20 protein-coding genes are annotated in these 21686 nt (G+C 55.9%); 2 read left to right on the forward strand and 18 right to left on the reverse strand.

Translation table 11 applies throughout. From position 1 onward, the window contains the following. Nucleotides 1–417: 417 nt before the first annotated feature. Complete coding sequence (locus AC2FI9_RS12810) at nucleotides 418–1002, forward strand: LytTR family DNA-binding domain-containing protein (protein ID WP_496768115.1); 585 nt, start codon at nucleotides 418–420, stop codon at nucleotides 1000–1002. Between the two features lie 2 nt (nucleotides 1003–1004). Here the strand turns inward: AC2FI9_RS12810 and pdeM are convergent, their stop codons facing one another. The 15 genes from pdeM to AC2FI9_RS12885 form a co-directional block, all read right to left on the reverse strand. Then, nucleotides 1005–1667 carry a ligase-associated DNA damage response endonuclease PdeM gene (gene pdeM, locus AC2FI9_RS12815; RefSeq protein ID WP_496768116.1) on the reverse strand — a complete coding sequence of 221 codons (663 nt, stop codon included), beginning with the start codon at nucleotides 1665–1667 and terminating at the stop codon, nucleotides 1005–1007. Between the two features lie 41 nt (nucleotides 1668–1708). Next, on the reverse strand, nucleotides 1709–4120 hold the full coding sequence (locus AC2FI9_RS12820; protein ID WP_496768118.1) for a ligase-associated DNA damage response DEXH box helicase: 2412 nt from the start codon (nucleotides 4118–4120) through the stop codon (nucleotides 1709–1711). A 40-nt stretch (nucleotides 4121–4160) separates the two neighbouring features. Further along, nucleotides 4161–5468, reverse strand: a complete 1308-nt coding sequence (locus AC2FI9_RS12825) for a DUF8689 domain-containing protein (protein ID WP_496725974.1) — start codon at nucleotides 5466–5468, stop codon at nucleotides 4161–4163. A gap of 116 nt (nucleotides 5469–5584) precedes the next feature. Further along, entirely contained in the window at nucleotides 5585–6130 is a 546-nt protein-coding gene (locus tag AC2FI9_RS12830; RefSeq protein WP_496740614.1) for a prepilin peptidase, read from the reverse strand. 3 nt (nucleotides 6131–6133) lie between these two features. Beyond that, the gene (locus AC2FI9_RS12835) at nucleotides 6134–6985 is read right to left on the reverse strand and encodes a tetratricopeptide repeat protein (RefSeq protein WP_496725976.1); all 852 of its coding nucleotides are present in this window, start codon (nucleotides 6983–6985) and stop codon (nucleotides 6134–6136) included. Between the two features lie 30 nt (nucleotides 6986–7015). Further along, the gene (locus tag AC2FI9_RS12840; RefSeq protein ID WP_496740612.1) at nucleotides 7016–7597 is read right to left on the reverse strand and encodes a tetratricopeptide repeat protein; all 582 of its coding nucleotides are present in this window, start codon (nucleotides 7595–7597) and stop codon (nucleotides 7016–7018) included. Nucleotides 7598–7604: 7 nt separating this feature from the next. Next, complete coding sequence (locus tag AC2FI9_RS12845) at nucleotides 7605–8594, reverse strand: type II secretion system F family protein (RefSeq protein WP_496725978.1); 990 nt, start codon at nucleotides 8592–8594, stop codon at nucleotides 7605–7607. Between the two features lie 10 nt (nucleotides 8595–8604). Continuing rightward, nucleotides 8605–9573 carry a type II secretion system F family protein gene (locus AC2FI9_RS12850; RefSeq protein ID WP_496725979.1) on the reverse strand — a complete coding sequence of 323 codons (969 nt, stop codon included), beginning with the start codon at nucleotides 9571–9573 and terminating at the stop codon, nucleotides 8605–8607. 12 nt (nucleotides 9574–9585) lie between these two features. Further along, on the reverse strand, nucleotides 9586–11031 hold the full coding sequence (locus AC2FI9_RS12855; protein ID WP_496725980.1) for a TadA family conjugal transfer-associated ATPase: 1446 nt from the start codon (nucleotides 11029–11031) through the stop codon (nucleotides 9586–9588). A 24-nt stretch (nucleotides 11032–11055) separates the two neighbouring features. Further along, nucleotides 11056–12291: a CpaE/TadZ family protein gene (locus AC2FI9_RS12860; RefSeq protein WP_496725981.1), complete on the reverse strand. Its 1236-nt coding sequence runs from the start codon at nucleotides 12289–12291 to the stop codon at nucleotides 11056–11058. 199 nt (nucleotides 12292–12490) lie between these two features. Then, nucleotides 12491–13114, reverse strand: a complete 624-nt coding sequence (locus AC2FI9_RS12865; RefSeq protein WP_496725982.1) for an OmpA family protein — start codon at nucleotides 13112–13114, stop codon at nucleotides 12491–12493. A gap of 17 nt (nucleotides 13115–13131) precedes the next feature. Further along, entirely contained in the window at nucleotides 13132–14538 is a 1407-nt protein-coding gene (locus AC2FI9_RS12870) for a type II and III secretion system protein family protein (RefSeq protein ID WP_496725983.1), read from the reverse strand. Between the two features lie 191 nt (nucleotides 14539–14729). Then, entirely contained in the window at nucleotides 14730–15605 is an 876-nt protein-coding gene (gene cpaB, locus AC2FI9_RS12875; protein WP_496725984.1) for a Flp pilus assembly protein CpaB, read from the reverse strand. A 155-nt stretch (nucleotides 15606–15760) separates the two neighbouring features. Continuing rightward, complete coding sequence (locus tag AC2FI9_RS12880) at nucleotides 15761–15976, reverse strand: hypothetical protein (RefSeq protein ID WP_496725985.1); 216 nt, start codon at nucleotides 15974–15976, stop codon at nucleotides 15761–15763. A 91-nt stretch (nucleotides 15977–16067) separates the two neighbouring features. Beyond that, nucleotides 16068–16286, reverse strand: coding sequence for a Flp family type IVb pilin (locus AC2FI9_RS12885; protein WP_496725986.1), 219 nt, complete (start codon nucleotides 16284–16286; stop codon nucleotides 16068–16070). Nucleotides 16287–16639: 353 nt separating this feature from the next. Here AC2FI9_RS12885 and AC2FI9_RS12890 point away from each other — a divergent pair, with 353 nt between their 5' ends. Continuing rightward, nucleotides 16640–17500 carry a lytic transglycosylase domain-containing protein gene (locus AC2FI9_RS12890; protein ID WP_496736731.1) on the forward strand — a complete coding sequence of 287 codons (861 nt, stop codon included), beginning with the start codon at nucleotides 16640–16642 and terminating at the stop codon, nucleotides 17498–17500. A gap of 43 nt (nucleotides 17501–17543) precedes the next feature. Here the strand turns inward: AC2FI9_RS12890 and AC2FI9_RS12895 are convergent, their stop codons facing one another. The 3 genes from AC2FI9_RS12895 to topA form a co-directional block, all read right to left on the reverse strand. Further along, complete coding sequence (locus AC2FI9_RS12895) at nucleotides 17544–18170, reverse strand: CoA transferase subunit B (RefSeq protein WP_058276937.1); 627 nt, start codon at nucleotides 18168–18170, stop codon at nucleotides 17544–17546. After that, nucleotides 18170–18874, reverse strand: a complete 705-nt coding sequence (locus AC2FI9_RS12900; protein WP_496768122.1) for a CoA transferase subunit A — start codon at nucleotides 18872–18874, stop codon at nucleotides 18170–18172. Before AC2FI9_RS12900 ends, AC2FI9_RS12895 begins: the two co-directional genes overlap by 1 nt. A gap of 103 nt (nucleotides 18875–18977) precedes the next feature. Beyond that, nucleotides 18978–21617 (reverse strand): type I DNA topoisomerase, encoded by a 2640-nt coding sequence (gene topA, locus AC2FI9_RS12905; RefSeq protein ID WP_496768124.1) that lies wholly within the window; start codon nucleotides 21615–21617, stop codon nucleotides 18978–18980. Nucleotides 21618–21686: the final 69 nt, after the last annotated feature.

Here is a 21686-nt window from a genome sequence, read left to right on the forward strand (position 1 = left end):
CCTGCCGCGCAAACAAACTGCCAGAACCAGAAGGCCTCACAGCCTGACCTGTTTCGTTAGGGCGCAAAAAATGCGCCTTAACGCACCGGTAAATTGTCCAAGCGCCAAATTTTACCATGATGTCAACGGGCTAAATTTCCCCCCTTTAAGGTTTGAATGTCTGAATGGCGCGTGGTAGCCGGGATATCCCAGCCGTTTACAGTGTGTGAATGTTAGCTTTCCGGGGCTTTTGGCTGGGCCCCTGAAAGTGGTTTTTGATATGGTATGACTTCAAAGCTAAGACCCATCTTAAGCCTGTGCAGCCCACAACGTGTGGTGGCCGGAGCGTTCTTCCTTCCTATGCTGGCTTACGCTTTTCCGCCATTCCAGATGTCTGATTTGCCATTTGTCATATGCTTCTTATTTTGGTTCGGGGTGATGGGCATCGCTGTGACGTCGACCTGGATGGCCCGAAAACTGATCCGCGAAACCGGGACTGTTCTGAACCTGCCGGTGCGTGACCTGGCAATCGCCCTGTTTGTTCTGCTGTTGTTTATCCCGTCCCTTTGGTTGCTGGGCGTGGTTCTGTTTTCCATTGGGGGCCACTCTGCACCCGGCATCCCGCAGGTTATAGGATACAGCGCCTTGTTTACTGCTGGCCTAATACTGACCAGCCGAGCGGAACCCAAAAGCGCACCACTATCATCCCCGGCACCGCGGCTTGCGCGACGGTTGCCTGCGTCTTTTCAGGGGCAGATTTATCGCCTGAGCTCGCGCAATCACTATGTGGATGTGGTCACATCTGAGGGCATCTTTGCGATCCGGTTACGGCTCTCTGATGCGGTTGGGGAAATGGAGCCCTTGCGCGGGCACTGTGCGCACCGCTCTCACTGGGTCGTGGATGAAGCAGTTGCAGCCACTGAGAAAGTAGCCGACAGAATTTACTTGAAGCTGGTGAATGGTGACCTGATACCAGTCAGCCGGAAGTACAAGCCGAAGCTCGAGGATGATGGGCTGATATGATCTTAGCGCGGCATTGGGATGATTTGCGGATGAGGGCCGGTCAGGATGGCCATTGCCCGGTCGCTCATCAAGTCACTTAGAACCTTCTCGGAACTTCGCAGCCCGCCTGTATAGGTGCCATAGGCCGGTAGGATAAGCCGTGCATTGTCCAGCAAAAACGCCGGGCGTGTGATCGTCCGACCGCGTGCCCTGATGCGGGTTTTGGGATGGTAGTGACCCGAGACTTCACCTTGCGCACCAAGTAGGGCGATATGTCGGAAAACCAGCGGACCCACCGTGTATTCAGCCAGATGTGTTCCGCACAGATCTATTGGGCCCGGGTCGTGGTTTCCTTCGATCCAAATCCATTGTCGGCCTGCCTGAAGGGCCGTCAACGAAAGCTTCTCGGTGGTGCCCAATGCAGTCAACGCATCCAGATCGTCAAAGCTATCGCCCAGACAGATGACAGTTTGCGCGCCGGTTCTGTCGATGTCTACGGCCAGCCTGGTCAGGGTGTCCTGACTGTCATAAGGCGGAAGTGAGGGACCACCGCGTCGCGCCATACGTTCGGATTTGCCAAGATGCAGATCGCTGACGCATAGCAGGTTCCGGCTTGGCCACCACAACGCACCAGTTCCCAGAGCGCGCAGGTCTTGATCAACAAAGGAAAACGCCAAATCGTTCATGGTACGTTCTTTGCCTGTTTTGACCTCTGGCGCAACCTGATTTACTTCGTGTCCAGTCCCGCAGCCTGTAGCAACCGGGCGCTTTCCTCGGCCAACAGGCGTTCTTCGGCGGCACCTTTGACTGGTACCTTGCCAACCTCCAGAAACAACGGAGCAGCAAGCGGAGAGACCCGATCAAGCCGAACCAGATCGATCCGGTCGCCAATGCGTTCGATCATCGCCTCGATACGCCCAAAATCGACCAGGCCGCGCATTGCTTCCTCGCGGGTGATCTGCATCAGCAGGTGGTCGGGGTCATATTTAAGCAACGTGTCGTAAAGGATGTCCGACGAAAACGTAGCCTGACGCCCGCTCTTGCGTTGCCCGCCTGTATTGCGTTCGATCAGGCCTGCGATTGTGGCAGAGGCGCGAAAAGTGCGTTTCATGACAGCGTTGCCCGCCAGCCATGTCTCAAGCCCGTCACGCAATTCGTCCAGTTGGAACAGAGGGCGCGGGTCGGTCACTGCGTCCAAGCCCCAAATCAGCGTCGCATAGTCGGTGGAAACGAAACCAAGCGGGGCAAGCCCGGTTTCCTCCATCCGTTTGGTCAACAAAAGGCCAAGGGTTTGCTGGGCATTGCGACCGGCAAAGCCGTAAACACAAAGATGTTCACGGCCATCATTGGGGAAACTCTCGATCAGCAAGCGATCACGCTGCGGCAATCGGGACATATCTCGCTGCAGGGCAAGCCACTCGGCTGTGTGTGCAGGCAATTGCGGCCAGTCGGTTTGAGCGAACATGCGCAGGATACGATCGCTGAGTTGGGTCGAGGTCGCGAACTTTGTACCCGAGAACGTGGCGATCTTGGGTTTCTTGTCGGCCCGACGGCTGACCTCGACCACCATTTCTCGCAGCCCCTCATAGCGGACGATCTGCCCGCCTATCAGGAAGGTATCTCCGGGCGTCAGAGAGGCTGCAAATGCCTCCTCGACCTCACCCAGCGGTTTGCCCCCACGATTGCGCTTTAGGCGGACTTTCAGCGTGTCAGTGTCCTGTATCGTGCCCAGATTCATGCGAATACGCTGTGCAGCCCGCGGGTCTCTTAGCTGCCATTGGCCGTCGGGGCGCTGCAACAGCCGCTGCCAGCGATCATAGGCGCGCAGCGCATAGCCACCGGTTGCACAGAAATCCAAACAGGCGTCGAACTCAGCGCGGCTGAGGTCAGAAAATGGCCCTGCTGTTGTCATTTCGGTGAACAGGGCGTCTGCATCGAACGGGCCCGCCGCAGCGGCGATGAGCATATGCTGGCACAACACGTCCCTTGGGCCCCGTCCGCGCGGTTCGCCATCCAGATCATGCGCCTTTGCAGCCTCCAATGCGGCGACGCACTCGACCACTTCGAACCGGTTCGCTGGCACCAAAAGGGCTTTGGACGGGGCGTTGTAGCGGTGGTTGGCACGACCAATCCGCTGCACCAGACGCTTGACGTTCTTGGGCGCGCCAATCTGGATCACCAGATCCACATCGCCCCAGTCGATGCCCAGATCCAGACTGCCGGTGCAAACAATGGCGCGTAGGTCACCGCGGACCATCGCAGCCTCGACCCGTTCGCGCTGTTGCCGATCTAGGCTGCCGTGGTGAATGCCAATGGGCAGCCCGTCATCATTGGCAAGCCAAATGTTGTGAAAGAATATTTCGGCCTGCGCGCGGGTGTTGTGAAAGATAAGCGTGGTTTTGTGTTGTTTGATCTGATCCAGCACCGCAGGGATCGAATAGGCCGCCCCTCCACCGGACCAGGGCGGCATCTCTTGCGTCTCAAGCATTCGGATGTCGGGATCGGGGCCGGGGTCTGCCTGAATGATCTGACATGGATCAGGGTTACGGGCCAGAAACTGTGCGATGGCTTTTGGGTCTTCGACTGTGGCCGACAGGCCGACGCGTCGCAGGTCAAGGCACAAGCTTTGCAAACGGGCCAGCGCCAACATCAACTGATCGCCACGTTTGCTTTCTGCCAGGGCGTGAATCTCGTCCACGATCACGCGCTGTACCCCTGCAAACATCCTTGGCGCATCCTCGTAAGAGGTCAGCAAAGCCAGGCTTTCAGGCGTGGTCAGCAGGATATGTGGAGGGTCCACGCGCTGCCGTTTCTTTTGCGTGGCCGTGGTATCGCCTGTTCGGTCTTCAATGCGAATGGGCAGACCGATTTCATCCGCCGGGCCGCGCAGGTTGCGGCGAATGTCGGCGGCCAACGCTTTGAGCGGCGAAACATAGAGCGTATGCAGGCCGGGGTGATCATTTTCCGCCAGTTCGGCCAGCGTCGGCAGGAAACCGGCCATCGTCTTGCCACCGCCGGTTGGCGCAATGAGCAAAGTGGCCGGGTCCGCAGCCCGGTCAAACATCTCTTGCTGATGTGGGTGGATGGACCAGCCTTTGGTGTCAAACCAAGCCGTGATCCGGGCGGGAATCTGCGTCATGAACGCAGACTACCCGGCCTGTCCCGGAAATGGCACGGCGTTATTTTACGATAGTCTCGTCTTTAACGAACATGTTGGCCCAGGCCCTGTCAATCAGGTCGGGGCTCATCTGATAGGGGATGCCCTCGAACTCGCAGATCGAGATCATCTGGTCGATCAGGAAGATCGGCTGATAGTTGGCGTAGACGTTGTTGATGGTCGGGTATTTGACCTTCAGCAAATGCACCAGAGCGGATTCATCCAGCGGCATGCCGCGTTTTCGCGCCACCATTGCGAAAATTTTCAGGAAGTCTTCTTGAACCGGACCACCGATCTTGATCTTGAAGAAGATCCGGCGCAGGGCCGCTTGGTCGAAGATCTCGTTCGGGTGGAAGTTGGTCGAGAAGATGACCAATGTGTCAAAGGGAACCTCGAATTTTTCGCCTGATTGGAGGCCAAGAATATCCTTGTTCTCTTCCAGAGGAACAATCCAACGGTTGACCAGCGCTTGTGGCGGTTCCTGCTGACGACCAAGGTCGTCCACGATAAAGATGCCGCCGGTTGATTTCAGTTGAAGCGGCGCCTGATAGGTGCGTGCAGTCGGGTTGTAGACCAAATCCAGCATGGAAAGCGACAGTTCACCGCCCGTTACAACGGTCGGGCGTTCGCATTGAACATAGCGTGTGTCGAACCGTTTGCGGCGGCGGAGACTGTTGGGGTCATCTGCTTCCTGCTCGATCGCAGTGTGGACGATCGGGTCATAAACGGTGATGACCTGACCGGCATACTCGATGGCACGAGGTACATAGACGTTGTCCCCTAACGCGTCGCGAATACCGTTCGAGATTGAGGACTTACCGTTTCCCGGAGGGCCATACATCAGAATGGATCTGCCAGCGCTGACCGCGGGGCCCAGATGGTCCAGCAGGCTGTTGGGCAGAACCAGATGCCCCATGGCGCCCGTTAGCTGATCGCGGGTCACTTGAATATTTCGGATAGACTGACGCTTGACCTGTTCCCGGTAGACGTCCAGCGGAACCGGCATGGCGCCGAAGTACTCAGATTGGCTCAGCGCGTCCAGAGCGCGGGCTTTGCCGGCATCGGTAAGCTGATAGCCCATCTCGTTGCCACTGTTGGCGTTCAGTGTGCCGGTCGCTTCGAGCAGCTTTTGTTCGCGGGCAATGTCCACAAGTTCTTGCGTGACCGCACCTGGCAAACAGACCGCTTCCGCGATTTCCGTGACCGTATCCACGTTCTTTCGGAATATCGTCTTAAGCAGAATGTCCCGCATCATCACGATGGGCAGTTTCATTTCGGCCATACCCTTAGGGGCAGGGGGGGCCATAACCGAGGTCGTCTGCATATTCATGAGCGTTGCCCGTCTATCCACTAATCACGCCAAAAGCCCCACACGGGCCACTTGCCTAAAATCTTAACCTGGTTTGTGTCAGCACCAAGGCACTGAAAAGGCGGACTGATGATAGTTTATGAGCCGGAAACAGTACCGAGAATCAGATAGATCGCCAGGCTGGCCCCCAACGGAAAACCCATCGGGAATTTCTTGCCCCGATCCCAGCTTTCCCAGTCCGGGGCAATTGCCCTAAGGCGCGTGTGTTTGGCCAGCCGATGTGTCACATATGCACCAAGCATGGCACAAGTGGCGATCAGCGTCATAAGCAGATAGTCACCGGCCCAGACAAAGGCCGAGGCGGCCGCTAGAAACTTGGCATCACCTGCGCCCATAACCCCAGCCGCGTTGAGGAGGATGCCAAAAAACAGAACGACAAAGATGTGCAGCAATTGCCATAGATAGGGCGGCAGCGTCAGGGCAATCGGACCAACGCCGCCGGTCGTCCACTCGGTGGACCAAGGTGGCAGCACAATCAATCCGACAACAGCAAAAATCGCGACCAAAGCGATCACGGCGTGATTTTTGATCAACATGCTACGCAGATCAGTGAAGGCTACGTACAAGCAGATCGGCAACACAAATGGCAAAAACCATGCGGCTGCCGTCGCAGGGATATTCATGAATCAGGCCTCTTCAAGCGCGCGAAGCGATCGAACGGCTTCCTCATAGTGCTGCGGGTGGGTTGCAATGGCTTCGCGGAACAGGTTCTTGGCCGTTGTGATGTCGCCTTGCTTGATTGCAGAAATGCCCATTGTATTCAGTAACATGGCCCGCTCAACCTGTGTCAGAGGAACAACCGGCATGTTATAGTTGCCCTGCGCGGCCCGGGCCAGCACAAGGTTGTTCTTGGCTGTGAACAGCGATTTGTCCTGACGGATAGCTTCAGAAAACAGCCTTTCCGCATCCGCGTAGTCACCGCGTGACAGCTTGGAGTAGCCCCAGTTGTTCATAACGCTGCCAGGGCGCGTGGTCAGACCGACGGCTGTTTCGTAAAAGTGATCTGCGCGTTTCCAGTCTTTGCGAGAGTCTGCAACGACCGCCTCAAGGCGGTAACGTTGGAATGTCTCATAGGTTGGAGGAACAGAATCCAGCGTCGACTTGGCGGTCGACCAGTCACCTGCGCGGACCGATGCCGCGGCGTATTCGACCCGGTCGACGTTGCTCGCGCCCTTCATGGTTGTCACTTTTTTCCACGCCGAAGCGGCCTCGGTCGTGCGTTTGGCGCGCGTAAGAGAAATCGCGAGGCCCCGTTGCAGGTCGATCCGGCCGGGGTTTTTTGCAGCAGCACCTTTGAAATAGGTCACAGCCTCGTTCGGGTCAGCCGCGGTCAGAAGAACCTCGCTCAGGTTGGTTTCGTCAATGACGTCCACCTCCTGATAGGTGCGTTCGACCTTTTCTTCCTCGGTTTCTTTTTCGCAGGCGGACAGGACCATCCCGCAGATTACCATCGTTGGAATCAAGAATTGCTGGCGCATTTTTTGCGTCCCTTACTGCTCTTGCCAATGTTACGGGAGCTTGCGCAGCTTGAATTGCCCGTCGCCTTGCTGCTCCAGTGTATATTCTTGTTTTTCCGGGGTAGTATTAACAGGATTTTCCATTTTTGCGAGTGCTAAGCGTAGATTGTCCAAGATTGCGTCACTTTCGCCATTGTCCAAAGCAAAGGCGCGCCGGAACATCTGTTCTGCCTCGGGGTATTCGGCCTTTTCCATCAGCACAACACCAAGATTGTTCCACGCGATAGGCCAGTCAGGCTCATCCTCAATTGCGCGGCGCAGCAGTTCCTCTGCCTGCCCTAAACGCCTGAGACCCAGGTTCGCAGTCCCCATTGAGGTCAGGAGTTCCGTTGTCATCCCCTGATCCAGCGCGGCACGAGAAAAGGATGTCAGCGCCAGCTCATATTCGCCCGATGCCATCAGCCGGTTTCCGACTGTAACCGGATCAACAGCTTCGGCCTTAGGGTCGATGCCAGGAGCATCCAGATCGTTCGAAAGGCCTGTTTCTGTACAAGAGGCCACCATGGCAAGAACCAAGGTGGCCTGAAACGTGCGGCGTAGCCTAAACCGGATACACCTGAAATTTGAATTCATCGGGACGTTATCCACCGGATCCACTGTTTGCAAAGTCCGCGATGCCTTTTGCCGAGGGGCCGACCAGAATGACCAGCAACGGCGGCACCGTCAGTATCATTGTGGCAAGTGTCATTTTGGTTGGCAACTTATTCGCTGCCTCTTCGGCGCGCATCACTCGTTTGTCACGCATTTCACCGGCATAAACCCGCAGGGCTTCGGCTATTGATGTACCAAATGTGGCCGACTGGATCATAACAGTCACGAACGAGCTGACGTCCTGAACACCGCAACGTGTGCCAAAGTCTCTGAGAACGCTGTCCCTGTCCTTACCTGCCTTCAGTTCGTGCGCGACGACTTCGAACTCTAGGGCGATATCCGGGTAAGAGACTTTCATCTCAGCCGCGACCCGAACGATTGCCTGATCCAGCGACTGACCGGCTTCCACGCAGACCAGCATCAGGTCCAGAGTATCGGGAAACCCTGCGACGATGGCTTCTTCTCGCTCGGCAACGCGTCGCGTGATCCAATAGCGGGGGAGGAAGTAGAACGCACATGCCGGGATCAAGACGCGGGTGGCCGTTTGAGTCGGTGTGAATTCTTGGCCACCGGAGAAAACCGTGACCAACAGAACACCAATCGCGACCCCGACCAAACCAAGGGCAAATTGGGCAAAGTGGAAAAAGCGCACCGCGTCCTTGGATTGATACCCCGCCTGGCGCAGCTTGAGTTCCATCGCGGACAGCTCTTCCTGATTCTGTGGTTCCAGGAAGTTCGCAAATTTCTGAAGCTGCTCGTTGCGACTGGCTTGTCGCAGTTTGTCCTTGTTGCCTTTCTTGCCTTCCTTGGGCGCTGCATTTGAACGTTGCAGTTTCTTGAGAGGGTCCTCTGGTTGGTTCAACATCAGTGGCACGGCCACCAGAATCATAAACAACCCCAGAACACCAACCACAATAAGTGGTCCGAACGGCCCCAAATGCTCGGTCAGGACTTCATTGATTTGGGTCAGAAATTCCATACTCAAGCCCTCAGACTTTGATGTTCGTAAGAATGCGCATTACGATCAGGTTCAGTGTCAGCATGATGCCTACAAAGAAGCACATCGGAATGAACCACTCGTGGTCAACAACCTCGTCATAGTAGCCCGGATCTTTCACCAGAATGAACAACAGGCAGAAAAGGGGGAAGCCAGACAGAAACTTGCCGGACCATTTAGCTTCGGCAGTGATCGCCTTAACGCGCCGGAACAGGCGAAATCGAGCACGGATAACTTGGGCCAAGCCCGCCAAAATTTCCGCCAGGTTACCGCCTGCCTGTTGTTGGATTCCGACAGCAACAGACAAAAAGCGCAAATCTTGCATCCCCAGACGTTCTGCCATGTCCTTTAGGGCTTCACCCACGTCACGGCCATAGGCGCATTCGTCAGCGATGATACCAAATTCCGTTCCAAGCGGATCCTGTACTTCGCTCGCAACAATCTGAATTGTTGAGACAAATGGGTTACCAACGCGAAGAGAACGAACCATCAGTTCAACGGCGTCGGGTAGTTGTTCCTCCATCAGGCCCATACGTTTCGAGGCTTTGTGGTTCACCCAAGCATAGACACCCCCGACACCGATCCCAATCGAAAGCGCAATCCGCAATACGGTATCCGTGGCCGTCCCGATACTTAACCCAACATAAGCAAAGCCTGAAACCAGCACCATGATCATAACCAACTGGCGTGGCGAAAAGGCGATTGCGGCCTTTTGCGCCTTGTCGGCCAACAGCGAATAGAGCGGGATGCTCTGGGTTTTCATATGCTGCTGCATTTCCTTGCGCAGCTGTTCCAGGACCTGCTCGCGTCCGACGCCTTTCTCAAGCATATCCAGACGCCGGTTCACGCGGCTGTTCAGGCTGATGGACTTGCCAAATGCCACAAGATAGATGCCCTCGACCAGGAGAAGAACTCCGACGAAGATCACAACATAGATAAGAGCCTCTACGGGCAGTTGCATATCCGGATCTCCTTAGACGGTCGTAGGTTCGTAGATGGATGGAGGCAGATCAAAGCCCCACAAGCGGAAGCGTTCGGAATAGTGGCTGCGCACACCGGTCGCGGTGAAATGGCCAATGATTTTGTTGTCCGGCGTTAGACCAACGCGTTGAAACTTGAAAATTTCCTGCATCGAAATCACGTCACCTTCCATCCCTGTAATCTCGGTGATCGAGGTCATCCGACGCGAGCCGTCCTGCAAGCGGCTGGCCTGAACGATCAGGTTCACAGCTGATGAGATTTGGCTGCGGACCGCTTTGAGAGGCATCTCGATTCCGGCCATTGCGATCATGTTTTCGAGACGCGAAATCCCGTCACGGGCCGAGTTGGCGTGGATCGTGGTCATCGAACCGTCGTGGCCGGTGTTCATAGCCTGCAGCATGTCGATCACCTCGGCGCCACGCGTCTCGCCAACGATGATGCGGTCAGGACGCATACGAAGAGCGTTTTTAAGACAGTCGCGCGGGCTGACTTCGCCTTTGCCTTCGACGTTAGGGGGGCGGCTTTCCATCCGTCCCACATGGGTCTGTTGCAGCTGAAGTTCCGCCGTATCCTCGATGGTCAGGATGCGTTCGGCGTCATCAATAAAGCTGGACAAGGCATTCAGCGTCGTCGTTTTGCCCGAGCCTGTACCGCCCGAGACGATGATATTCAGACGCGTTGAAACAGCTGCCTGCAAATAGGCGGCCATTTCTTCGGTAAATGCGCCGAAATTGACCAGATCGTCGATGGCCAGCTTGTCTTTTTTGAACTTACGAATGGAAACAAGCGACCCGTCAACGGCGATAGGTGGCACCATTGCGTTGAAACGCGACCCGTCAGCTAGGCGGGCGTCGACATAAGGGTTGGATTCATCGACCCGACGACCCACGGCGGATACGATCTTGTCGATGATCCGCATCAGGTGCTTTTCGTCCTTGAACGTGACGTCGCTGATTTCTAGCTTGCCGTGCCGCTCGACAAAAATCTGCTGAGGGCCGTTTACCAAGATGTCGTTGACGCTGTCGTCTTGAAGCAGCGTCTCAAGGGGCCCCAGACCAGTGACTTCGTCATACAGTTCCTTGTTTAACTGCGACCGGTCTTCGCGGTTCAGAACGATATCACGAGATTCAAGGATTTCGCTCGAGATTGCGCTGATTTCTGCACGAAGTTCAGATTCTCCGGCCTTTTCAAGTGCCGCAAGATTCAGGTTTTCCAGCAGTTCCCGGTGCATCTCGATCTTGATTTCACCCAGGCGCTCTTTGCGCTTGCGATCCCGGTCCGAAGCGACCGGTTCAGCGGCCTTTTTTTGGATTGGGCGACGGGCGACGGCGTTTTCAGTGGATGCTTTTTTCGGAGCAGGCGTTTGTGCCGCAGCCTCAGGCGTAGGAGCAGCCTCGACCGGCTGCGCTGCTGGCTGCTTCTTGTATCTTGAAAACACGGCGACTACCCCTCTGAAATACGGTTACGCGGCCTCGGCGCTGCTGCTGCCCAAACTGTGAAGCGATTTTGCAAGTTTTGCGATTTCCCGACGCAGCGGGTTTTTGGCGGCGGATTTGGCCAGCGGCAATCCGTGATCACCGCTTTGCATGACGGGTTTGCCACCATCTGGCAATTGCAGGTCAATTGAAATGCCCAGGCTTTCGCCCATTCGCTTGACCCGGCCTTTGCCATTCAAGTCAGTGAATTTCGGGGCTCGGTTCAGAGCGAACCGGAGCTTGTTGAACGGCAGTTCCTCGGCCTGAAGGGCGCGTTTCAACCGCAGCGCGTTCTGAGCGGATCGCATATCCAGCTCGATCATGGCAAAGTACACATGTGCAGCCTGAAGAACCGTTTCCGACCAATGAACAAGGGTTGTCGGCATATCGACAACCACGTAGTCGAATTTCCTGCGGGCTATTTCGATGACGCGCTCGATGTCTTCGGGTGTGATCAGGTCCAACGGAACCATATCGGACGGTGCAGTCAGGACCTCAAGCTTTTCCTCATAGGTTTGTAGGGCCTGCGAGAAGACATCGTCGTCCATCGAGTTTGTGTCCGACAGCATCTCAAATATGGTTTCGCGTCGGGGAAGGTCCAGATAGGTCGACACGCTGCCGTATTGCAGATCCAGATCGATGACGCACACAGAAGGTGCCTCTTTGTCTGACGCAGTTGCCAGCTCCCAGGCGAGATTGACCGCCATAGTCGTTGATCCCACACCGCCTGCCAGCCCATGGACCACAAACAGCGCGCCTTCCTTCGAATCACCGTGAGCGGCAGGAGCTGTCGCAACCGCAGTCGCTGCTACCGGCTCAGGTTTGTTCATGCGCTCGATGGCTTCCTGCAGCTCTCCCTCGGGAAGAGGGTAGGGGACAAACTCGTCCGCGCCCTTGCGAAGTAGTTGGTGCAGAGATGCAGGTGTGACGTCTTCGGCGATCAGTACGATCTTGATCTTTTTCTCTTTGGCCTGCGAGATGATCTCGCCCATCAGAGAAAGGTTGTCCTCATCTTCTCCGTCAATGGCAAGCGCAACGAATTCAAGGCTTTCCGCCTCAGGTTGGCTGAAAAAAGCCAGGGCTTCGGCGAAGCCAAGGTCGCCCCAGCGTTCGCCCAAAATGGTTTCCATGTCCTCGATCAGAAGATCAAAATTTTGGACGTCACGGCTGATCGTGCAGGCCAGAATGGCAGTTCCGTCATCATGCGTTTTGGCGCTTGTCATTCACACAATCCTCGTCGTCTGGGCCTGCTCACTGCCCGAACATGTCTGGTTCGGTTCAGTTCGCTGTTGCCCGGTCGCGGCCAATTCGGGCCGCACTTCACCTAATTGTTGAAAAGATGGCTTGGAACTTAGGCAAGATTTTGGCGCAAAAGAACCAATTGTAGGGAAATGGGCGACGATGCCGCCCATTTCTTATGGATTATTCATCACTGCCGCCAGCATCGTCGCGCTGGATGTAGCTTTCCCTCGTGGCGCTTTCGACGTATTCGCGGTACACGATTTCGGCGTATTTGCCATCCAGAACCAGCGGATTGCGATCCAAAAAGCCCGACACTTCGGTGACCGTGCGCCTGTTGCGGCGATCTCGGTTCGGAGTGTCGATCAGAGGCCGCGTTTTCCCGAAGGAAACTACAGCTTCCAAACGCGACCGCGAGATCCCTTGCTGCGTCAGGAATGCAACGGCTGCGTTTGCACGACGTTGCCCAAGCGACTGGTTATACCCGGTTGAGCCAACGGCATCGGTATGGCCGTAAACGCGGAACCGTGCTTCGGGGAACTGCTTGATCCATGCCGCTTGCCGCAACAAGACCCGCTGCGCCTGAGCGTCCAGCTGAGAACTGTTAAACGCAAAATTGATCTGCGTTGGCACTTCTGCGGCAAACCGCTGGCCCAGGATTTGTGCGTATGTCAGCTCACCGTTCATGACCTGAACGTTGTTTAGAGTTGCGTTGCCAAAGGCGCCTTGGTCAGCTTCGTACCCCGCTTCACGTGTACACGCGGCAACGGCGACCGACAGACCCAGTGTTATGATCCACTTTTGCATTGGTCCTATCCTCTCAATCATTCCAGGATGTAGCCGTATGAGCTGCCAAAGTCCTGTTTGGCGACTTCAGACGCAGCACCCGAACCAACGCGTGTGGTTCGCGCCGTTCTTCCGTTCAAGAACAGGTCAAACTCGCTAGGCGGTTTGACGCGGTCTGTCGGCAGGGCCAGGGCTTCACCACGGGTGGGTGATACCAGATGGGCTGTGACGATGATAACCAGTTCAGATTGCTGACGCTGGTATTCCGCGCTGCGGAACAAAGAACCCAGTACAGGAATGTCGCCGACCCATGGGATTTGGCTGTTCAGGTCTGCGAAGTTGTCCTGAATCAACCCTGCAATCGCAAAGCTCTCTCCGTCTCGCAATTCAACTGTCGTCTTTGTTTGACGTGAGATAAAGGTAGGCACGTTGTTGCCTGCAATTGAGAAGTTGGAGTTCGGGTCAATAGTTGAGACCGATGTTCCTAACTCAAGGTTAATCAGATCACCATCCACCACGCGAGGGGTAAAGAGAACCTGCACACCGAAGTTCCGATATTCGATTGCAATGTTGCCGTCATCCGCAGGAACAGGAATCGGGACTTGGCCACCCGCCAGGAATTCAGCTTCCTGACCTGACAGGGCTGACAGGTTGGGCTCTGCAAGAGTACGGGCGAGCCCTTTGGTTTCGAGCGCCTCCAACAACAAGCGTACCTGCGTTGAACCGGCACCAAAGCCAAACAGGATGGCACCTGTATTTGTCTGCTGGAAGGGAATTCTGTCGGCGAGGGCGTTCGCCAAAGCGCCTGCACTGTTCAGGGTGTTGAAGCCGCCCGTAGCGTCACCGCCGCCAAAGCCCAACGATGCAGTCAGACTTTTCGCAACCGACCGATTCATTTCGGCAAAGCGAACTTTCAGCATAACCTGTTGAACGCCGCCAACGGACATCAGGTTCGAAACCCGCTCGGGCGCGTAACGTTCTGCAAGCTCCAGAGCACGGGCCAATTTGGCCGAGCTGGAAATCGTGCCAGAAAGAACGATGCCGTCGTTGGCAGTGCGCACTTCGATTGGCTCACCCGGTAGAATCTGCCGCAATCTCTCTTTGAATTCAGACACATCCGGCGAAACACGGACCCGAACATTGGCCAGCAGGTTGCCAGCCCCATCGAACAAAGTCAGCGTGGTCAGGCCAGGTGCCTTACCCAAAACATAGATGGTACGATCAGAAAGCGACGAAATGTCAGCGATGCCTGCGTTGGCAATGCTGAGTTCCGCAAAAGGTGTTTCGCTTTCAACGACGATTGCGCGGTTCATCGGAACGTCCAGCGTTTCCGCCGTACCGTTCTTAACCACGCGAAGTGTTTCAGCCTGGACAGCAGTGCTGGCCGAACTGATAACTAACGCCAACCCCAGAAGGGTTGCGTTGAACCAAGATTTTATTTTCATGTGACCTGCCTCTCCGATCACGCCTCGTTTTAGGTCTAATGCCTTATGTGCGGTAACACTGCGCGAATTACGATTTTATTGCAATAATCAATGGTTTCTGGAATTTTCCTTATGTGGGTAATGCGCAACATTCGAAACGAAACAAGCCGCGCTGATGGCGCGGCTTGTGGCTTTAACGTTTTGATTTCGCGCTAGTTTGTGCAGGGCGTTATTATTCCGGTATCGACGATTTCGCCGCCACGACGCGCCTTAACCGTGCAAATCTGTTTCTCGACTTTGACGGGTGCGGGCGCTGCTTCTTCGATTCCCAGGAGTTTTCTTTGGTCCACTTCAATCGCAGTCGCAATAGTCTCATCTTGTGCACCGACCAGCGCCAGTGACAACCGCCCGGTGTTCTGTGCCTGGGCGAGAGCGGCGACCTGTTCCGGGGTAATAGCGACAGTAACCGTCCTGGCAATAGTTGTGCCGGTCACGTCCGATCCTGCGGTCTGATCAATTGCGATAAGTTCGATGTTGGTCTGGATTAGACGTGTGATCTCTCCCTCGCCGCCAGTACCTCTTAGGGATCCGGTCCAGTAAACGTCGACGTTATCGCCTGGGCGCAAAAAGCCAGATACACCAGATGCAACATCTACACTGATTGCGAAGGCGCGCATGCCTTTCTCAAGACGAGACGTAAGGCCGGCCGACTCACCGGGTTGGGTAACTTTGACTTCCAAAAGGGCTTCGTCTTTTTCGATTGTACGAAGGATAAACCGCTCGCCCCTCCCATCCGTGGGAAACAAAACGGCCATATCCGAAAAAGTCCCTTCGGGAATCGCGTCCTCAGGCCACTGCACGATGCGTACATCTTCCGGCGCAAGACGCTCCCCATACTTCATGGCCCGGTTAACGACCGTGACAGGGACTGTTGGAATGGTCTTAACATTTGCGAGCGCGTTTTGAGTCGCCAATCTTTCCCGTTCAAGTTCCGCTTGGGTTTGACTGATGTAGTCCCTTGCCAAGTAGACGGCCCCACCGGCCAAAGCGACCCCAACAATCAGGACAAGTCCAAATACTAGCCGCATTCGCGTCCCCTCTTAGTTATTCGATTTGGTTAGTTCGTCAAAGATTTACGACGAAGATCAACACTGATCTAAAGGGAGATTGTGTCGAAAAGGGGGACAATATTTGAAAATTTTCGCGTCCAATAATTTTTTTGGACATTTAAGCAATTGCGAGTTCACGAATCCGGTGCGTCGAAACGCACGGAAATTTCGTCAGCGACATCGATCCCACTCAGGGCTGCACCTGATCTGGCATCCAGGTCTCGGACTGGTTGATGAAAAACAACGAAAACACCGGCGGCAATTCCCACGATTGCGGCTGTCAAAACCACCCAGTCAACCGTCACGGCCCCGTCTTCACGTTTGCAGAATAGGATCGTTCTTTTGAACATATCGTTTCCAATGCTGGGCCATGAAAAATTACGGGGCCGAGTCAAACAACCCAGCCCCGAGAAAAATAGTCACAAAGACTAAGCGCTTAGATTAAGGCGTGGTCGGCGGAGTGACAGGGATCGATGAAGCGGTTTTGGTCGCCGCGTCGGACAGAGTCGCACCTACTTTGTTCGAAACAGCCTGAGTGCCGGTACCGATTTGGGTATAGGCGACCGATGCCAGGCCAACGATTGCTGCGGTCAGAACGACCCAGTCTACTGTTACGGCGCCGTCTTCGTCTTTGCGGAAGTTCTTGATGAACTTGATCATGTTACGTCCCTCCTAAAGGATCTAAAAAAGTCTATTAAACCTCGGCGTCTATCAGAGCTTCCTCTCTCAGTCCGCTCCCGATCGTCTCGGTATGGCACTATGATTGACCGCTATGCGTGGCAGGAATTGGGCCAAACACCATTTTTTTTTGATGAAGTTTAACTTTTTGGTAGTTATTTTGGTAAGTAATTGAAAAAAAACAAAAAAAAACTTCACTACGCAAAGGTTGTCTAGACGGCCAGATGCAAATTTGCGGCAAATGAGGCGAATTTGCCCCATTTCACGTTGTTTTTCTGGCTTTACGGGCAGATTCGAGGTTCAAATCAACCAAAAGAAAAACATGAGGCAGGCAAATGAATCTCCGGCTCGCAATGACTTGCGCCGGTTTGGCGGCGTTGATGCTGTCTGGCCCAGTGCCAGTCGTGGCGAACGAGGTTGAGCCAAGAGGCGTTTACAAACGGGTCAAGGCCCCAAAGCCCGGCACACGACCGCGCGTCACGGTCCAGATCACGCCCGATGAGCATGCGAAGACCCCGTCTGCCCCTAGTACGGGCGTAGAATTGGTCGAACCTGAAATCATCGCGCGCACGCGTGTCGTACCGCCAACTCTTCCCGGTGCGGGCAAAAAACCGGTTGGTTCGTACAAGGCTTTCTGGGAAAGGGTGTCGCCGTCCTTGGCCGAGGCCGGGTCCGGACGATTGCACGATGCCATGAATGCGCTGGCTGCGATCAATGTCGCGGCACCCCGTTTACAGACCCTGCAAAACATCGCCCAACAGCGCCGCGTGGATATTCTGCGCTCGACCGTTGGAACAAATGTCTCACCGGCATTGGTTCTGGCGGTCATTTCCGTTGAGTCCGCTGGGCGCACTGACGCTGTAAGCTCGGCCGGGGCACAAGGATTGATGCAGCTGATGCCCGCAACCGCCAAACGGTTTGGGGTTCAGGACAGTACCCAGCCATCGCAAAACATTGCGGGCGGTGTGAAGTACCTGAACTGGCTGATGGAAGAATTCGGTAACGACCCGATCCTCGTCCTTGCGGGGTATAACGCAGGGGAAGGGGCCGTACGTAAGCACGAGGGCGTCCCGCCTTACGCAGAGACCCGTGATTACGTACCCAAGGTTCTTGCAGCGTTTCAGGTGGCGCGGGCGTTGTGTTCGACACCGCCCCAGCTGATTACGGATGGGTGTGTATTCCAATCGCTGAACTGAAAACGGCCCACCTGAATTTGGTGGGCCTTTTCATTGGTGTGAATCAGTTGACGATGTTGGCCTCGGTCGCGGCGCGGATTTCATCTTCGGTCACGCCTTCGGCGATCTCGATGATCTTCAAGCCGCCATCAACCACGTCCAGAACGCCAAGGTTGGTGATAATGCGGTTTACCACCTTCTTGCCGGTCAATGGCAGGGTGCACTTCTTCAGCAGCTTGGACTTGCCGTGCTTGTTGGTGTGATCCATCACGACGATCACGCGACGAACACCTGCAACCAGGTCCATCGCGCCGCCCATGCCTTTAACCAGCACGCCCGGAATCATCCAGTTGGCCAGATCGCCTTCTTCATCGACCTCCATCGCGCCCAGAACGGCGGCCGCAATCTTACCGCCGCGGATCATAGCAAACGATGTGGCACTGTCGAAATAGGCGGTGCGGGACAGTTCCGTGATCGTCTGCTTGCCAGCGTTGATCAGATCCGGGTCTTCTTCGCCTTCAAAGGGGAAGGGGCCCATACCCAGCATTCCGTTCTCGGATTGGAGGGTGATGTCCTTGTCACCAACATAGTTTGCCACCAGCGTCGGAATACCGATGCCAAGGTTTACATACATGCCGTCTTCCAGCTCTTGCGCCGCACGTGCGGCCATCTGATTGCGATCCCAGGGCATTATGCTTCCTCCTTCTTACGGGTGGTGCGTTGTTCGATGCGCTTTTCGTGCTGACCCTGAATGATGCGATGCACGTAGATGCCGGGCAGGTGGATCATATCGGGGTCCAGCGAACCACGCGGCACGACTTCCTCGACCTCGGCGATGCAGATCTTACCACAGGTCGCAGCAGGTACGTTAAAGTTGCGCGCGGTCTTGCGGAAGATCAGGTTGCCGGTGTCATCGGCCTTCCAGGCTTTGACAATGGCCAGATCGGCAAAGATGCCTTCTTCCAAGATGTAAGTCTCGCCATTGAAGTCTTTGTGCTCTTTACCATCGGCAATCACGGTGCCCACACCGGTCTTGGTATAGAACCCCGGGATGCCTGCGCCACCGGCGCGCATGCGCTCGGCCAGGGTTCCTTGCGGGTTGAATTCCAGCTCCAGCTCTCCGGCCAGGTATTGGCGCATGAACTCGGCGTTTTCACCGACGTAAGAGCTGATCATCTTTTTGACCTGCTTGGTCTGCAACAGGATGCCGATGCCGAAATCGTCAACGCCGGCGTTGTTCGAAGCAAACGTCAGATCTTGAGCGCCCGAGTTCTTGATCGCCTCAAGCAGCAATTCGGGAATACCGCACAGGCCGAAACCGCCCGCCGCGATCATCATGCCGTCCGAAATCACTCCATCGAGTGCTTCGGTGGCATTGGCATAGACTTTCTTCATGGAAAACTCCCCCAATGACATGGTGATGGCGCAGGTTGTGCCGCCACGTCACGGGGAAGTCAATGAAACCAAGGGGTGGGTGGTATTTCTACCTAACCCCCTGTCAGGTGGCGGCCTTTTTGGTTGTTTTTTTGGCCGCAGCTTTCTTCTTGGGGGCCGCTTTTTTCTTGGTGCCCTTTTTGGCTGCGCGTTCGTTGACCAGTTCGATGGCCATTTCCTGTGTCACGTCCTCGGGCTTGATGTCTTTGGGAATGGTCGCGTTGACCTTTTCCCATTTCACGTATGGCCCATAGCGCCCATCCAGCACCTGCATCGCGCCGCCATCGGGATGCTCGCCTAATTCCTTCAACGCTTTTGCCGCTGCGCGACGGCCCCGCCCGGGGTTGGCGCGCTTTTCAGCCAGCAACTCGACAGCGCGGTTCATGCCGATTTCAAACACGTCGTTGGGGTCTTTGAGGTTTGCGTAGACCGGCTTGGCCTCATCCGCCAACTGATGCATCAGATAGGGACCAAACCGCCCAAAGTTCGAGCTGATCATGCCACCCTCTGGGTGTTCGCCAATCTGGCGGGGCAGGGACAACAGCGTCAGCGCCTTGTCCAGATCCATGTCATCCTTGCTCCAGCCACGCGGCAGTGAGGCGCGCGGTGGTTTCTTGTTCTCGGGCGTCGGTTCGCCGCGCTGAACATAGGGGCCAAAGCGGCCGGATTTCAGCCAGATTTCATCCCCTGCATCTTCGCCCAGAAGACGTTCCTCGCCTTCAGCGCCTTCGCCGGCGATGGGGCGGGTATAGGTGCATTCAGGATAGTTTCCACACCCAACGAACCCGCCGGTGCGCGACGTCTTCAGGTGCAACTGACCCATTCCACATTTCGGACAGACACGAGGGTCCGAGCCGTCTTCACGCGGCGGATAAAGCTGCGGCGCCAGGGCTTCGTCGAGTTTGTCCAGAACCTCGGAGATCCGCAATTCGGACGTCTCGCCGATAGCAGCCGAGAAATCGCGCCAGAACTTGCTCAGCAACTCCTTGTAGTCACGCCCACCGGCGCTGACGTCGTCCAATTGTTCTTCCAGATTGGCGGTGAACTCATACCCCACGTACTGCCGGAAGAAGTTCAGCAGGAAGATCGTAACGATCCGGCCTTTTTCCTCGGGGATCAGCCGGTTCTTGTCCTTGCGCACATATTCCCGGTCCTGAATCGTAGTCACGATCGAGGCATAGGTCGACGGTCGCCCGATCCCAAGCTCTTCCATCCGCTTGACCAGCGTAGCTTCGGTGTAGCGCGGCGGCGGTTGAGTGTGGTGCTGCAGGGCCAGTACAGATTCGTTCTCGGATAGAATGGCCTCTTTCGCGGCCTTTTCAGTGCCCTCGCTGGTTGCTTTGGTGAACTGATCGCGCAGGGATGTTTTGGCAAACCGAGCTGGATCGCCCTGCATGATTTGCGGCAGGCGCTTTTCATCATCATCGGCCACGTCGTCGCGGCCTTCTTCATAAACGCGCATGAACCCGTCGAACAGAACAACCTGACCGGTGGCGCGCAGGCCGATCTGGCCGTCATCGCTGCCAATCTCGACCGTAGTGCGCTCCAGTCGCGCAGCAGCCATCTGGCAGGCAATGGTACGCTTCCAGATCAGGTCATACAGCTTGCGCTGATCTTCATCTGTGACCTTCAGGGCCTTGGTATCGCGGGACATATCCGTCGGGCGGATACATTCGTGCGCTTCCTGGGCGTTTTTGGCCTTGTTTTTATAGATACGCGGGCTGTCCGGCACGTATTCTGCACCGTAACGGTCTGCGATGGTATCGCGGGTGGCCGCCACGGCCTCGGGGGCCATGTCGATGCCGTCGGTCCGCATATATGTGATGTAGCCCGCCTCGTAGAGGCGCTGCGCCACTTGCATCGCGTGGCGGGCACCCATTCCGAACTTGCGGCTGGCCTCTTGTTGCAGGGTCGAGGTCATGAAGGGCGCGCTAGGGTTGCGCGCCGCAGGCTTGGCCTCGACCGAAGTAACGCTCAGCGCGCGGCTTGTGATGGCTTGCACCGCCAGTTCAGCCTGTGTGGCGTTGGCCAGATCATGTTTGTCCAGTTTCTTACCAGCCAGCGTGACCAGGCGTGCCTCGTAAGTCTGGCCGCGCGGTGTTTCGAACACTGCCTTCACAGACCAATATTCGACTGGCTTGAACGCCTCGATCTCCATCTCGCGTTCAACGATCAGGCGTAGACAAACTGACTGAACGCGACCGGCAGACTTGGCGCCGGGCAGTTTGCGCCATAGGACCGGCGACAAGTTGAAACCCACCAGATAATCCAGCGCGCGGCGGGCCAGATAGGCCTCGACCAACGGCATGTCGACCTGGCGCGGGTTCTGCATCGCCTCTGTCACGGCATCCTTGGTGATCGCGTTGAAGGTCACGCGGCTGACGGGCGTGTCTTTCTTGATCGAGCGGCGCTTGGTCAGGGCTTCTTGCAGGTGCCAGCTGATGGCCTCACCCTCACGATCAGGGTCAGTTGCGAGAATCAGAGCGTTGTCTTCTTTCAGCGCATCGGCGATGGCTTTGACATGTTTGCGGCTGTCGTTGCCGACCTCCCATTTCATCTCAAATTCATGCTCGGTATCGACGGATCCGTCCTTGGGCGGCAGGTCCCGGACATGGCCATATGAGGCCAGCACCGTGTAGTCGGGGCCAAGATATTTGTTGATTGTTTTGGCCTTGGCAGGGGATTCTACAACAACTACAGGCATTTAAGGGAAAACCTCGCTCGACGGAATTGGCGCCTTCTATGATCGTGCAAGATGTGGAGGGCAAGGGCG

It is taken from the genome of Ruegeria sp. CDSA246 (genome assembly GCF_059611225.1).

Bases quoted from the DNA above. Each gene is read 5' to 3' on its own strand.
- AC2FI9_RS12810 (WP_496768115.1), top strand. From the start codon at position 418: ATGGGCATCGCTGTGACGTCGACCTGGATGGCCCGAAAACTGATCCGC.
- pdeM (WP_496768116.1), bottom strand. From the start codon at position 1,667: ATGAACGATTTGGCGTTTTCCTTTGTTGATCAAGACCTGCGCGCTCTG.
- AC2FI9_RS12820 (WP_496768118.1), bottom strand. From the start codon at position 4,120: ATGACGCAGATTCCCGCCCGGATCACGGCTTGGTTTGACACCAAAGGC.
- AC2FI9_RS12825 (WP_496725974.1), bottom strand. From the start codon at position 5,468: ATGAATATGCAGACGACCTCGGTTATGGCCCCCCCTGCCCCTAAGGGT.
- AC2FI9_RS12830 (WP_496740614.1), bottom strand. From the start codon at position 6,130: ATGAATATCCCTGCGACGGCAGCCGCATGGTTTTTGCCATTTGTGTTG.
- AC2FI9_RS12835 (WP_496725976.1), bottom strand. From the start codon at position 6,985: ATGCGCCAGCAATTCTTGATTCCAACGATGGTAATCTGCGGGATGGTC.
- AC2FI9_RS12840 (WP_496740612.1), bottom strand. From the start codon at position 7,597: ATGAATTCAAATTTCAGGTGTATCCGGTTTAGGCTACGCCGCACGTTT.
- AC2FI9_RS12845 (WP_496725978.1), bottom strand. From the start codon at position 8,594: ATGGAATTTCTGACCCAAATCAATGAAGTCCTGACCGAGCATTTGGGG.
- AC2FI9_RS12850 (WP_496725979.1), bottom strand. From the start codon at position 9,573: ATGCAACTGCCCGTAGAGGCTCTTATCTATGTTGTGATCTTCGTCGGA.
- AC2FI9_RS12860 (WP_496725981.1), bottom strand. From the start codon at position 12,291: ATGACAAGCGCCAAAACGCATGATGACGGAACTGCCATTCTGGCCTGC.
- AC2FI9_RS12865 (WP_496725982.1), bottom strand. From the start codon at position 13,114: ATGCAAAAGTGGATCATAACACTGGGTCTGTCGGTCGCCGTTGCCGCG.
- AC2FI9_RS12870 (WP_496725983.1), bottom strand. From the start codon at position 14,538: ATGAAAATAAAATCTTGGTTCAACGCAACCCTTCTGGGGTTGGCGTTA.
- cpaB (WP_496725984.1), bottom strand. From the start codon at position 15,605: ATGCGGCTAGTATTTGGACTTGTCCTGATTGTTGGGGTCGCTTTGGCC.
- AC2FI9_RS12880 (WP_496725985.1), bottom strand. From the start codon at position 15,976: ATGTTCAAAAGAACGATCCTATTCTGCAAACGTGAAGACGGGGCCGTG.
- AC2FI9_RS12885 (WP_496725986.1), bottom strand. From the start codon at position 16,286: ATGATCAAGTTCATCAAGAACTTCCGCAAAGACGAAGACGGCGCCGTA.
- AC2FI9_RS12890 (WP_496736731.1), top strand. From the start codon at position 16,640: ATGAATCTCCGGCTCGCAATGACTTGCGCCGGTTTGGCGGCGTTGATG.
- AC2FI9_RS12895 (WP_058276937.1), bottom strand. From the start codon at position 18,170: ATGCCCTGGGATCGCAATCAGATGGCCGCACGTGCGGCGCAAGAGCTG.
- AC2FI9_RS12900 (WP_496768122.1), bottom strand. From the start codon at position 18,874: ATGAAGAAAGTCTATGCCAATGCCACCGAAGCACTCGATGGAGTGATT.
- topA (WP_496768124.1), bottom strand. From the start codon at position 21,617: ATGCCTGTAGTTGTTGTAGAATCCCCTGCCAAGGCCAAAACAATCAAC.